This is a genomic window from Rhizobium sp. ZPR4 (genome assembly GCF_040215725.1).
Classification (GTDB): Bacteria; Pseudomonadota; Alphaproteobacteria; order Rhizobiales; family Rhizobiaceae; genus Rhizobium; species Rhizobium rhizogenes_D.
The window spans coordinates 1,650,111-1,663,046 of the sequence record NZ_CP157967.1; the positions used below are offsets into that span (position 1 = coordinate 1,650,111).

The following is a 12,936-nucleotide window of genomic DNA, read 5'->3' on the forward strand; positions in this document are numbered from 1 at the left end:
AGATATCGCTATTCATCAATGCCGCGCGCGGCCGTCATAAGTCTTGACCGTATCCCCGCCGAAGATCAATCGCTGCGGATTACGGTCGAAATTAGTGATTGTACTATTCAGGTTGTCAACCGTGCCCCGCATGTCGTTGATGAGGGTCTGGGCATCGCGCAAGCCGCTGCTGGAAAATTTCTGCAGATTGTCAGCGATCGGACCGATGCGGGAATTGAGATTGTCCGCCATCTTCTTGAAGGATTCGAGCGTGTCCTTGGCTTCTGCGAACAGCGATTTCGTGCTGTCGTCGCCGAGCAGAGAATTGACCTTGGTCAGAATTCCGTCGACCTTCCCGGATGCCGCGTTGAGCTTGGTGGAGATGTCGCGGGCATTGGCGATCGTCTGGTCGATATCCTGCTGATGCGCGGCAACGGAATTGGCGACGTCGCGGATCGATGCGACCGCCGTGCGCGCCTGCTTCGTCACGTCGGCAATATCATCAACCGATCCCTTGATCTTGGCCGGATCGATCTGTGCAACGATCGCATCGACGCGATCCAGCGTCTTTTGAGCATTCTGACCAAACGTCGTATAGGTGTCGGCCGTCTGCTTGAAACTCGCAATCGTCGCCTTCAGGTCGGTTGTCGCGTCGGCAACATTGGCCGTGATCTTGTCGGCATTGGCGATGACGTCGTTGACCTTCTGGGCATCAACCGCGCGCACCAGCTTCTCAACCGCATCCAATGTCGAATCCACGCGGGTCGAGACGGTTTTGAAGGTATCGGAAAGCTGCCCGACGCTTGCCAGGAACTTGTCGATATTGTCGGAATTGTCGGCGATGGCCTTGGAGAATTTCTGTGCATTGCGCACGGTATCGGTCAAAGGCCCACGCGAATCCGAGACGAAGCCCTGAATGTCGCCAATCGTATCATTGGCGCGGTTCAGGATCTTGTCGGCTGTCGTCAGCAGATTGGTCACGCTCGATTGATCCGCAAGCAACACCGCCCGCTTGCCCGTGTCGATCGAACGCTTCAAAATATTCTCGTCGCCGTTGCGCCCGCCGGAAAGCTCGATATAGGCGGCGCCCGTCAGACCCTGGATCTCAAGAATAGCCTTGGTCGAAGTATAGACCGGCGCATCAGCGCGTACCTGCGTGAAGGCAAGCGAATAGTTCGGATCGTCGGCATCGATCGACAGACCCTGCACCGAACCGACCTGGATACCATTGAAGCGAACCGGCGAGCCGACGCTCAGGCCGTTTGCCGAACCGGGGATGCGCACGACAAGCTCGACCATCGGGCCGCCGCGGCCATATTCCGCCATCCAGTAGACGAAACCGAAGGCAGCCGCGATAACAAGCAGCGTGAAGAACCCGACGATCGTGTAATTGGCTTTGGTTTCCATTGTCTCCAGTCACTTCTCGCGGCTGTGGGCGCTTGCGCCTTTGTCGTCGTTGTGCCCTCTGATGTCCTCGCGCGGCACGATCGAGCGCGCGCGCTTGCCCCTGAAATAGGATTGCACCCAAGGGTCATCACAGGCGAGCATGTCCTCAACCGTGCCTTCCACCAATACCCGCTTCTGTCCGAGGACAGCAATACGGTCGCAGACGGAAAACAGGCTATCGAGGTCGTGAGTCACCATATAAACGGTCAGGCCAAGCGTGTCGCGCAGCTTGGCGATCAGCTCGTCGAACTCCGACGCACCGATCGGATCGAGGCCCGATGTCGGCTCGTCGAGAAAAACGAGGTCGGGGTCGAGCGCCAAGGCTCTGGCAAGTGCCGCGCGCTTGATCATACCGCCGGAAAGTTCGGACGGATATTTGTCGGCGGCGTCAGCTGCAAGACCCACCATGCGGATCTTCATCAGCGCCAATTCGTCCATCATTTCCTTGGGCAGATCCAGATATTCCCGCATCGGCACCTGGATGTTTTCTTTGACCGTCAATGAGGAAAACAGCGCGCCCTGCTGGAAGAGAACGCCGAGCCGCATGTCGAGGCGGTTGCGGTCTTCCTCGTCGAGCTTGTCGTAATCCTCGCCGAGGATTTCGATCTTGCCCGAACGGCGCGGCAGCAGTCGCAGTACGGTACGCAGCAGCACGGACTTGCCGGCGCCGGAAGCACCGACGAAACCAAGGATTTCGCCGCGATAGATATTGAGGTTCAGCTTATCGAGGACGATTTTCGATCCGAAGCCGACCGTGACATCCCGTGCCGACAGCACAATGTCCCTGCCGTGCTCATCTTTTTCCAATGGGATTTCCGAGTGAAGCGCGCTCATCCTTGCCGTCCCTCAGAAATCGATTGCTGCGTAGAACATGGCAAACAGCCCGTCCATCAGGATAACGACGAAGATCGACTTCACCACCGATGAGGTCACATGTTGACCAAGAGATTCGGCGCTGCCTCCCACTTTCAATCCCTCGACCGCTGCGACGATGCCGATAACCAGCGCCATGAACGGCGCCTTGATCATCCCCGAAATGATCGTCGAGAGGCTGACGGCTTCATGCAGGCGGGAGATGAAGGTCGCAAAGGTGATACCGGAATATGCCCAGGACACCAGGGCAGCGCCAAAAAGCGCGGCGAAGTTGGCAATGACCGTCAGCAACGGCAAGGCAACCGTCAGCGCTACCAGCCGCGGGAAAATGAGAACGCCGATGGGATTCAGACCCATGACCTTCAGCGCATCCACTTCCTCGCGCATCTTCATGGAGCCGATTTCGGCCGTAATTGCGCTGCCGGAACGGCCGGCGATCATGATCGCGGTCAAAAGCACGCCGATTTCGCGCAATTGCAGGATGCCGACCAGATCGACCACGAAGATTTCGGCGCCGAAATAGCGTAGCTGGAAAGCGCCCTGCTGGGCGATGATGGCACCGATCAGCGACGACATCAGCAGGATGATCGGAACGGCGCGCACCGCCATGTGATCGATCTGATTGATGATCGAGGCCGGCGAAACACCACTGCCGCGGCCGAATTTGAGCTGCGCGCCGCGCACGGCGGAGCCCAGAATATACATGGCGGCGACGAGATTGCCCCAGATCTCGTAAACGGTTTTGCCGATGGGCGCCAGTATGCGCTCCGCCAATGATTTCCGCGGCTTTGCCGCAGCCGCCTCATCGTCCGGATGCGCATCGAATGCCGTCAGCAATTCATCGATATGCGGATTGGAGCCCTCGATCGTGACATGGGCCTTATGTGCTTCCTGACTTTCCTTCAGCCGGCGGATCAGCAGCGCACCTGCCGTATCGACATCCGAAAGACCGGAAAGATCAATCACGACGTTGCCACCGGAGCTGCGCCTGGACAGCTGCTCGATCTGACGCAGCACGCCGTGCACATTGGCACTGCGCCAATTGCCCTCCAGCCGATATCGATGACCTGCGCCCTCAGGCGCATCATCGATCTTCGGTGCATCGGACCTTTGCTCGGCTGCTTTCAAATTCATGCGTCTTTCAAATCTGGCACAACATGCGCCGACTCAGAGAGCCCGCATGGTCGATGCTTAATACACCGACTATGCATGGAATTTCCATCTCGCGCCGGCGCCAACATATGTCACGGCTTTTTGATATCCAAATGAATTTGTTGCACCGCGTTAGGATACGCCGTGAGCACCGCCACCGATTGCCGGCTTCCTGGCCTGCAGCCCATAGGCGAAAACAACCATGGCTAGCCCGAAGGCGGCAATGCCGGCCATGACATAGTAACTCGCCAGGTCAAGCCAGGCGTAGAGATAGCCGGATGCAAGCGTCATCAACCCCAGGAACATGCCATTGTAGAAATAATAGGCGCCCTGGGCCGATGATTCCTGTGCTTCGTGGACGGACGCGACTATGCGCCGCTGAACACCGGTATGAACGCAGGCATAGGTGCAGGAATGAAAGCACTGCAGCACGAAATAGCCGATGAAACCGAAATTGCTCGGAAACAGGATCCAGCGCAGAATGCACATGGTCGAACCGAAGAAGATGAGCGTCCATGCACTGAACCGCCTGCTCAGTTTCTTCGACAGGAAGAAAACCATCACCTCGGCGGTAACGCCAATGCTCCATAACACGGCTATCTCGGCGCCGGAAAAGCCGAGCTTATGCCAGTAGATCGACGCAAACGTATAGAGCATCGCATGGCTTGATTGCTGTATCGACACGCCGATCATGGTGATGAGCAATTGCGGCGAGCGCAGATTTCCGGTCGGTGATTGCAGATTGATCGGTTGGTTGCGCCGGCGCGTCGGCCCGATGCGAGGCGCGAAAAAGCCCATCAACGTCGTGAGAATGAATCCCGCCACCATCACAGGCAATACGGTGGCGCCGCCCCACATGCCGATCAGCTGGCCGCCGAGAAGGGTCGACAGGATGAAGGTGATCGATCCCCACACCCGCATGGAGCCATAATCGAAGCCCCAGCGGCGCACGCCTGACATGGCGATCGATTCGACCACCGGCACGTAAGGCGCATAGGTGGCGCCCTGAATGCCATAGACCAGAAGCACCGGCCAGAAATCGCTCGTCCAATAGAGCGCGATTGCCGTCAGCAGTGACAGAGCGCCCGACCATAGCAACACATCGGCCCGCTCCGTCATATGATCGGCGAGCACCGCTATGAAGGGTGTCACGAGGACGCGCACGACCATGGGAATGGCGATCACCAGGCCGATCTCGTGATCATTGAAGTTCAGCCCCGCCAACCAGACGGGAAAGAAGGGTACGGCAATGCCGTTGACGAACAACGGAGCGCAATAGGACAAGGCGGCGCGCAAGCGGAAATATGGAGGCGCACCCTCGCCCTGGAAGGACTTGATCGCGGGAATCATGACAGACCTGAAGGGGAACTTACCTGTCCCTATCATGCTATCGAGAATACGACTATGGCGAGAAATGGCCAAAACCGTAACGTTTCGGAAAAATCCTAAGTCAAGGCCGTCCTGCGGCGATCAATAATTATGACAGGCCATTATCAGCTACGTGAAGAGGCGTAGAAATTACGCCGCCTGTGCACCGATCGGCCGCGGCAATTCTCCGACGGGAGAATCCACAGGCTGCGTCTCGAGGATTGTCCGCCAGGTGATCAGCTCGAACGTACCGTCCTCATGCTCGGCGATCGCCGTGCAGCTTTCCACCCAGTCGCCGGTATTGATGTAGCGCACGCCGTCGAGATCCTCGATGACAGCATGGTGGATGTGACCGCAGATGACACCATCGGCATCGTTACGCTTGGCCTCTTCGGCGACGACACGCTGAAACTCGCCGATGAAGTTCACGGCGTGCTTGACCTGCAGCTTCGCCCAGGCCGAGAAGGACCAATAGGGCATGTTCAAGCGGCGGCGCACGGCAGCAAGGCCGATATTGATCAGAATGGCCATGTCATAGGCCCAGTCGCCGAGATAGGCGAGCAGGCGGGCATTGCGGACGACGACGTCAAATTCATCGCCGTGGAGCACGAGATATTTCTTCCCGTCGGCCGTTTCGTGTATGGCGCGCTGTGCCACCTCGATACCGCCGAAGTGCATTCCGGGGAAGTCACGCAGGAATTCGTCGTGATTGCCAGGGATATAGACGATGCGCGTACCCTTGCGCGCCTTGCGCAGGAGTTTCTGCACGACGTCGTTACAATCCTGCGGCCAGTACCAGTTCCGCTTCAGTCTCCAGCCGTCAACGATATCCCCGACCAGAAAGATCGTGTCGGCGTCGTGGTAACGGAGAAAATCGAGCAGGTAGTCCGCCTTGGCGGCCTTCGAGCCGAGGTGCACGTCAGAAATGAATAGCGTTCGGAAATGCCGGGGGTCCATGTTTTCATTCACGAACTTTATGTCCGTGCCCTATCCTACCTTGGCTATTCCAAAACCAGACTCGTGTTTCAGGAAGATGACAAACCCTGTGCTTGGCGGCTCAGCGACAAGGTTCAACCACGTCTCGCGGCGACGGCGAGGTCAGGACGGTCGCTTGTAAAACTGGCGATACCGAGGCGAAACATGGCCCGTGCCGCCTCGCTTGTATGGGCCGCCCATCCATGTACCTTCACGCCATTCCTACAAAAGAGCTGCGTAACCTCGCCATCAAGCGCATCGGCACGTATTGCAATCTCGCGCACGCCGAAGCCGCGCATGGCGGCCATGACCCCGCCCCAGCCGAGTTGCCCGGCGAGCTGAGGCGAACAGAGGAAGATGAAACCGAGCAGTTCGCCGACATTCAGCCCCTGTTCGCCAAGCGCGGCGCCGAATGCTTCGAGATGCGGCAGGGAGAAGCTCGTCACCATCGTACGTGTCAGCATGCCCGTCGCCGTCAGCTCATCGACGATGCGGCGCTCCATCCCCTCATAGGGCGTGCCATCCGCCCTGGTCTTGATCTCCAGCCGGAGATCGACGGCGGACGGCCCGAAAATATCGATCGTCTCCATAAGCGTCGGAATGGTTTCGCCGCCGCTTCCGATCACGACATGGCGCATCAGCTCGTCATAGCTGAAATCAGCGATCGCGCCCTTGCCATCAGTCATTCGGTCGATCAAAGCGTCGTGGTGCACGACGAGCTTGCCGTCTCGCGTCTGATGCACATCGAATTCGACAAGATCAACATCGAGCTTGGCCGTCTTAGAGAAGGCGAGCCTGGTGTTTTCGGGCCACAAATGCGCACCGCCGCGATGGGAGGCTATCAGAGTCATCAAGGAAATCTCCGCCTGAAATATTCTTAGGTCGACGCGATGAATGCCTGATGACGCGACCGCGACGTTCGACTTGCGGAAGGGACATCGCGCAATCATCGCGGAAAAGGCAATTCAGTTTTGCCACGACAAAACGCTTCGCGACCTCAATTGCATACTGTGAAGGCGAAGCTATTGATGTATGCAGAAGACTCAAAGCGCAGGCAGGAATGGAGACGCGAGTTGGATACGAACGACACTTCGAAAGCAGCCAAGAATATGGCGAGCGGAAATCTCGACGAACAGGCGCTTTATTTCCATCGCTATCCCCGCCCTGGCAAGCTGGAAATTCAGGCGACGAAACCGCTGGGCAACCAGCGTGATCTGGCCCTTGCCTATTCGCCCGGCGTCGCCGCCCCCTGCATCGCCATCCGCGACAATCCCGAAACGGCTGCCGACTATACGTCCCGCGCCAATCTCGTTGCGGTGATTTCGAACGGTTCGGCGGTACTCGGCCTCGGCAATATCGGCCCGCTCGCCTCGAAACCCGTCATGGAAGGCAAGGCCGTTCTCTTCAAGAAATTCGCCGGCATCGACGTCTTCGACATCGAAATTGCGGCACCGACGGTCGATGAGATGGTCAACACCGTTTCGGCGCTCGAGCCGACCTTCGGCGGCATCAATCTCGAAGACATCAAGGCGCCGGAATGCTTCGACGTCGAGCGCCGCCTGCGCGAGCAGATGGAAATCCCTGTATTCCACGACGATCAGCACGGCACCGCGATTATCGTCGCGGCCGCCATCCTCAACGGTCTAGAACTGGCCGGCAAGAAGATCGAAGACGTCAAGATCGTCGCCTCCGGCGCGGGTGCAGCCGCTCTCGCCTGCCTCAACCTGCTCGTCACCCTTGGCGCCAAGCGCGAAAATATCTGGGTCCACGATATCGAGGGCCTGGTCTACAAGGACCGCAACGTGCTGATGGACGAGTGGAAGTCCGTCTATGCCCAAGACAGCGACAAGCGCGTGCTTGCCGAATCCATTCCAGACGCCGACGTCTTCCTCGGCCTGTCAGCAGCCGGCGTGCTGAAGCCGGAACTTCTCGCACAGATGGCTGAAAAGCCGCTGATCATGGCGCTCGCCAATCCCACGCCGGAAATCATGCCGGATCTCGCCCGCGCCGCCCGCCCTGACGCGATGATCTGCACCGGCCGCTCGGACTTCCCGAACCAGGTCAACAACGTCCTCTGCTTCCCCTATATCTTCCGCGGCGCGCTCGATTGCGGCGCCAAGACGATCAACGAAGAGATGAAGATGGCCGCCGTACGCGCCATCGCCTCGCTTGCCCGCGAAGAGCCTTCCGATGTCGCGGCCCGCGCCTATTCGGGCGAAACGCCGGTCTTCGGCCCCAACTACCTCATCCCCTCGCCCTTCGATCCGCGCCTGATCCTGCGCATCGCGCCGGCTGTGGCGAAGGCCGCGGCCGATAGCGGCGTAGCGCTGCGCCCGATTGCCGATTTCGACGCCTATATGGACGAGCTCAACCGCTTCGTCTTCCGCTCCGGCTTCATCATGAAGCCGATATTTGCGGCGGCTAAAGTGGCGGAACGCAAGCGCGTCGTCTTTTCCGAAGGCGAAGACGAGCGCGTGCTGCGCGCCGCCCAGGTTCTGCTTGAAGAAGGCACAGCCGTCCCGATCCTGATCGGCCGCCCCTCCGTCATCGAGACCCGCCTGAAGCGCTACGGCCTGAAGATCCGCCCGAATACGGATTTCGCCGTCATCAACCCGGAAGACGATCCGCGCTTCCGCGAATATGTCGATCTCTACTTCTCGCTCGTCGGCCGGGCCGGCGTGATCCCCGAAGCTGCCCGCACGATCGTCCGTACCAACACAACCGTCATCGGCGCGCTGGCCCTGAAGCGCGGCGAAGCCGATGCGCTGATCTGTGGCCTTGAAGGCCGTTATGAGCGTCATTTGCGCATCGTCCGCCAGATCATCGGCAAGCGGCCGGACGTTCGTGATTTCTCGGCATTGAGTCTGCTCATCTCGCAGCGCGGCGCGACCTTCTACACGGATACCTACGTCACGTTTAATCCGACCGCCGAAGAAATCGCGGAGTCGGCCTGGCTGGCCGCCGAGGAAATCAAACGCTTCGGCATCGAGCCGCGTGCCGCTCTCGTCTCGCATTCCAACTTCGGTTCACGGGAGTCGGAAAGCGCTACGAAGATGCGCGAGGCGCTCGCTCTGGTTCGCAAGGCGGCGCCAGAGCTGGAAGTCGATGGCGAAATGCATGGCGACAGCGCCATTTCCGAGAGCCTGCGCCGGCACGTCATGCCGGATAGCACGCTTTCCGGCGAAGCCAATCTTCTGGTCTTCCCGAACCTCGATGCCGCCAACATCACGCTCGGCGTGGTCAAGACCATGACTGACAGCCTGCATGTCGGCCCGATCCTGCTCGGCACGGCGCTTCCCGCCCACATTCTCTCGCCGTCGGTCACGTCGCGCGGCGTGGTCAACATGGCGGCGCTCGCTGTCGTCGAGGCCTCGCAGATCGCTTAATACGGCGCCTCGCAGCCGCTGCCAGAACGGTTCCGCGCTTCATGCAATCGCGGAACCCTCTTATCTTTTTGCTTTTGGCGGCCCCGAGCTGCAATTTCGTGAAAATCCTCTCGAAATCCGTGCTTTTTCATGGATACGTTGTTAAGCTGCAGCGTGTAATCTTTAGCGACTTAAAACCGCTTTCGAGAGCAGAACCGTGAACCGCGGCACAAAACAAGCTTCCATTGCCCTGCTATCCCTGCTGACGGCCACACCGGCCCTCGCGCAGGCAGACCTCTGCGACGAGCTGCGCGGCCGCTATGTCGACATCAACGAAGTGATCGGCGCCAGCCAGGAAACCCGCCAGCTCTCACGCGCCATCGTCCAACAGAACCTGATGATCCGCCGAACGATGAGCGATCTGCGCAACCAGGGCTGCATCGAAGGCGACGATGCGGTGTTTGGCGGGCAGGACAATCAAGGCGTCTGCAACGACATGCGGCAATCGATCGATCAGATGCGGCACGATCTCTCCCTGCTGATGGATCAGCGTGAGCAGAGCGTCGGCCGTGTCGATGCCGTTGCCATGCAGCGCCGGCAGTTGCTGGATACGATGCAGCGCAACGGCTGCAGCCTGCCGGCTTCGGCAACTCCGGATATCGTCATCGACACCCGCACGAAAATGGATGCCTATGCGCCGCAGGAGCAATCCCTGGCTAAGCCGGAAAGCTCTATTACCGTCATCGAGACGCCGAGGCTGCAGAAGGATTCCAGCCTGCAACAAAGGCAGGCCCCCCCGACGGCAGCACCCAAGGTAACACAGGCGCAGCCGCAACAGTTTCCGCCTGATCGCCCCTACGATCCCTCGGCCCATAAGGTGCGCCAGGTCGGCCCGCAATTTCTTGCGACCGACCAGGGCAGCATCGACCTCAAGCACCCGAAAGAGGCTGGACCCCAGCCAACGCAATAGTGCGCGGCCAGACGTTTTTCATCTCCATCTGACCGCCTCGCTTCCCTGTTTTCAGATCGCTGCCGGCTGGCGCAGTAAGGAGGCAATGGCTTCGTCACCCGCCTCCTGCACAAGGTCACGATAGGATCGTCCGGAGGCGTCCCTGATCGAACGATCCGCACCACGCGCCAGCAGGAAGCGCACCGCATCGCCGCGCCGATTGACGATGGCAAAGCCGAGTGGCGTCATCCAATCGCGATCGATGGGCTCCCCATGCGGACGAAATTCACCGAAGCGGATATTCACCTGTTCCGGATGCTTATCGAGAATAGTCACAAGCTGACCGATCTCACCGAAGGCTGCAGCCGCGAAAATATCGAGCGGATAGGCTTTCAGAAACTCGACCATCTCGCCCTTGCCATTATATTCGGCCCAACCGATTGCCGGCGCGTGAAAATTGGGATCGCGAATGCTGGTATCGGCTCCATGCTCGATCAGCAGTTTCGCCATCCCTATATGGCCATGCAGCGCCGCTTCATGCAGCGGCGTGCGGCTGGTCATGGCATTGACGTCAAGACCAAGGGCCAGCATTCGACCCACCGCTTCCAGATCGTTTTCGCCAGCAGCATCATGCAGCATTGCCGGATGATGCCGCTGCATCGCGACAGCGATGTCAATGTCGCTCCCACCTGGCATTTGCTTGAAGACCTTATTGATTTGCTCGGCATCGATGTCGCCGGCCTTGATCTGGAGATAGGCCCAATCCTCCGGCTTCAGGCGAACCGCAACCGCGCCCTTGCGCTCCAGATATCCAGCTAACTCAGCATCGCCACCAAGCCGCGCCCATTCGTACGGCGTCCTGCCGTTAACGATCTTGTTGACATCGGCGCCATTTTCCACCAGCAGGCGCACCCGTTCGCCCATGCGATGTTCCAGCGCCCAGGCAAGCTGATAGTCGAAAACGGTCTGCGAGTTCTCAACAAACTTGCCGTCCTCGCGCACGAGCCAATTGTTCTTATCCCCGGCGGACAAGCCATACTCGATCAGCAATTTCAGGCATATATCATCCCGTTCGAACATGCGGTTATAAAGCGCCTGGCTGTCATTGGCTTCGGCTCCGGCATCGAGCAGCAGCCGTGCGAATGCCTCGCATTCCGGATGCGGTGGCTGGCGATCCTTTCCCGCCTCGCCCTCTCCGAAAACGCCGGTCAATACGGTGAAGCGATATTGACCGGCATCGAGAAAGAAGGCGTTGACATCGGCCCCGCGCCTGACCAGCTCGTGCGCGGCCGGCAGGCTGGAACGACCCGGCACGCGGGCGTATGCGGCGCACATCAGCGGAGTTAAATCATGCGGCCCGCCCTTGCGATCAAGAAGCTGCGGCTGACGATCGAGCCAACGACCTATGCTGTCGGCATCGCCGAGCGCGGCCGCGATGTGAATGCTTTCCTCGGCAACCTCCGGATTGTCTACAAGCAGCCGCAGCGCCTCATCGAAGCGCGCGGGATCGGCGGGAATATTGGCAAAATACGAAACCGTCGCCAGCGACAGGAAACGGTTGGCGAGCTGATCCCGCGGGACATGCTTGCGATCGCCGCTTTCGAGATGCGCCTTGAGCTTCGTCCAGCTGGAGAAGCCGAACTCGCGGGCAAGAACGAGCTGAATGTCCTGCAGTCCAACGCTGGCGATGTCGGCAAAGTAGGGCGCAACGCGGCTACGCGCCGACGTATCGCCGGTTTGGACAGCCTTGAGGAAAGACTTGGCCTGCTTTTTCAGGGAATCGAGTGTGGCGGAACTCGCCAAAGAGCGCGTGGTCAAAATAGACCTCCTTCCATTTACGTCCGGTATCCGCGCCCACAGACTGAAAAGAGGTGTGGCAGTCTCATATTCTATGCTTCAGGTGGGCCTGGCCCTTCCCGCGGATCGGATGCGCCCTGAGAACGCATCCAGATCTATAGCGCCGGTTGCGATCTGTCCAGAGCTCACGCCGGCTCATAACGCACATAGGCGAACTCATCACCATCCGGTGACCAGTTCGGCACATTGATCGACCCCTGCCCGCCAAAGAGCTCGAACAGCGTCGTGAGATTGCCGCCATCCATATCCATCAGCCGCATCCGCACATTCAGGTCACGCGGATGGTCGAAGACATCGGGATCGTAGGAGATCAGCACGACCTTGTCGTTGGCGGGCGACGGATGGGCAAACCAATTGCCGTAGTTGTCGTGGGTTACTTGCTGCAGGCCGGTGCCGTCGGGATGAATGCGCCAGATTTGCATCAGACCGGTGCGGCTCGAATTGAAATAGATCCACTGCCCGTCAGCCGAGAAATCCGGTCCGTCATTGCGGCCTTCTCCATGCGTCAGGCGTGTCTCCTCGCCGCCATCGATGGAGATCGTGTAGATATCGAAGACGTTGTCGCGAATGCCGCAATAGGAGAAGCGTTTTCCGTCCGGTGACCAGCCATGCCAGTAGGAAGGCAGATTGGTCGTAACCTGCCTTGGCGTACCACCCTCCGCCGGCAGAACATAGATGCAGGCCTTGCCATGCTCCGTCTTGTCTGAAATGGCAATCAGCGACCCGTCGGGAGAAATGCCGTGATCGTTGTTGCACCGCGTCGCGAAGCCGGTATCGACCTGAGCGATCCCACCGCCGCCATCGAGCGGCAGCCGGTAGAGTAAGCCGTCCCCATTCAGCAGCAGATAACGTCCGTCGGGCGAATAATTTGGCGCCTCGATCAGCTGGTCCGTCTGCCAGACAATCCGGTTCGCACCCGTGCGGATATTATAGATCTCGACCGAGCTCCGCATTCTTCCTCTCCCTTGCCGA

The 12,936-nt window shown here is 59.2% G+C and carries 10 protein-coding genes; 2 read left to right on the top strand and 8 right to left on the bottom strand.

Features of this window, described 5'->3' with window-relative positions; all coding sequences use genetic code 11:
- Positions 1-15: 15 nt before the first annotated feature.
- The 6 genes from ABOK31_RS08145 to ABOK31_RS08170 all read right to left on the bottom strand — a co-directional run bounded on the left by ABOK31_RS08145 (position 16) and on the right by ABOK31_RS08170 (position 6,644).
- The gene (locus tag ABOK31_RS08145) at positions 16-1,386 is read right to left on the bottom strand and encodes an MlaD family protein (RefSeq protein ID WP_349958429.1); all 1,371 of its coding nucleotides are present in this window, start codon (positions 1,384-1,386) and stop codon (positions 16-18) included.
- 9 nt (positions 1,387-1,395) lie between these two features.
- Positions 1,396-2,259 carry an ATP-binding cassette domain-containing protein gene (locus ABOK31_RS08150; RefSeq protein WP_174179462.1) on the bottom strand — a complete coding sequence of 288 codons (864 nt, stop codon included), beginning with the start codon at positions 2,257-2,259 and terminating at the stop codon, positions 1,396-1,398.
- Positions 2,260-2,271: 12 nt separating this feature from the next.
- A complete protein-coding gene (locus ABOK31_RS08155) occupies positions 2,272-3,432 on the bottom strand; it encodes an MlaE family lipid ABC transporter permease subunit (RefSeq protein WP_174179464.1) in 1,161 nt (386 codons plus the stop codon).
- Positions 3,433-3,582: 150 nt separating this feature from the next.
- Positions 3,583-4,800 (bottom strand): MFS transporter, encoded by a 1,218-nt coding sequence (locus ABOK31_RS08160; protein WP_349958431.1) that lies wholly within the window; start codon positions 4,798-4,800, stop codon positions 3,583-3,585.
- 168 nt (positions 4,801-4,968) lie between these two features.
- The gene (locus ABOK31_RS08165; RefSeq protein ID WP_174179468.1) at positions 4,969-5,775 is read right to left on the bottom strand and encodes a UDP-2,3-diacylglucosamine diphosphatase; all 807 of its coding nucleotides are present in this window, start codon (positions 5,773-5,775) and stop codon (positions 4,969-4,971) included.
- Between the two features lie 113 nt (positions 5,776-5,888).
- Entirely contained in the window at positions 5,889-6,644 is a 756-nt protein-coding gene (locus ABOK31_RS08170; protein ID WP_349958433.1) for a glycerophosphodiester phosphodiesterase family protein, read from the bottom strand.
- Positions 6,645-6,866: 222 nt separating this feature from the next.
- On the opposite strand from ABOK31_RS08170, the gene ABOK31_RS08175 reads away from it, so the two are divergent.
- Complete coding sequence (locus ABOK31_RS08175; RefSeq protein WP_349958435.1) at positions 6,867-9,179, top strand: NADP-dependent malic enzyme; 2,313 nt, start codon at positions 6,867-6,869, stop codon at positions 9,177-9,179.
- 196 nt (positions 9,180-9,375) lie between these two features.
- Positions 9,376-10,128, top strand: a complete 753-nt coding sequence (locus tag ABOK31_RS08180; protein WP_092716294.1) for a hypothetical protein — start codon at positions 9,376-9,378, stop codon at positions 10,126-10,128.
- Between the two features lie 51 nt (positions 10,129-10,179).
- On the opposite strand, the gene ABOK31_RS08185 is transcribed toward ABOK31_RS08180, so the two are convergent.
- Positions 10,180-11,925, bottom strand: coding sequence for an ankyrin repeat domain-containing protein (locus ABOK31_RS08185; protein ID WP_349958437.1), 1,746 nt, complete (start codon positions 11,923-11,925; stop codon positions 10,180-10,182).
- Between the two features lie 164 nt (positions 11,926-12,089).
- Positions 12,090-12,917 (bottom strand): hypothetical protein, encoded by an 828-nt coding sequence (locus ABOK31_RS08190; protein ID WP_349958439.1) that lies wholly within the window; start codon positions 12,915-12,917, stop codon positions 12,090-12,092.
- Positions 12,918-12,936: the final 19 nt, after the last annotated feature.

Bases quoted from the DNA above. Each gene is read 5' to 3' on its own strand.
- ABOK31_RS08190 (WP_349958439.1), bottom strand. From the start codon at position 12,917: ATGCGGAGCTCGGTCGAGATCTATAATATCCGCACGGGTGCGAACCGG.
- ABOK31_RS08150 (WP_174179462.1), bottom strand. From the start codon at position 2,259: ATGAGCGCGCTTCACTCGGAAATCCCATTGGAAAAAGATGAGCACGGC.
- ABOK31_RS08160 (WP_349958431.1), bottom strand. From the start codon at position 4,800: ATGATTCCCGCGATCAAGTCCTTCCAGGGCGAGGGTGCGCCTCCATAT.
- ABOK31_RS08170 (WP_349958433.1), bottom strand. From the start codon at position 6,644: ATGACTCTGATAGCCTCCCATCGCGGCGGTGCGCATTTGTGGCCCGAA.
- ABOK31_RS08165 (WP_174179468.1), bottom strand. From the start codon at position 5,775: ATGGACCCCCGGCATTTCCGAACGCTATTCATTTCTGACGTGCACCTC.
- ABOK31_RS08155 (WP_174179464.1), bottom strand. From the start codon at position 3,432: ATGAATTTGAAAGCAGCCGAGCAAAGGTCCGATGCACCGAAGATCGAT.
- ABOK31_RS08145 (WP_349958429.1), bottom strand. From the start codon at position 1,386: ATGGAAACCAAAGCCAATTACACGATCGTCGGGTTCTTCACGCTGCTT.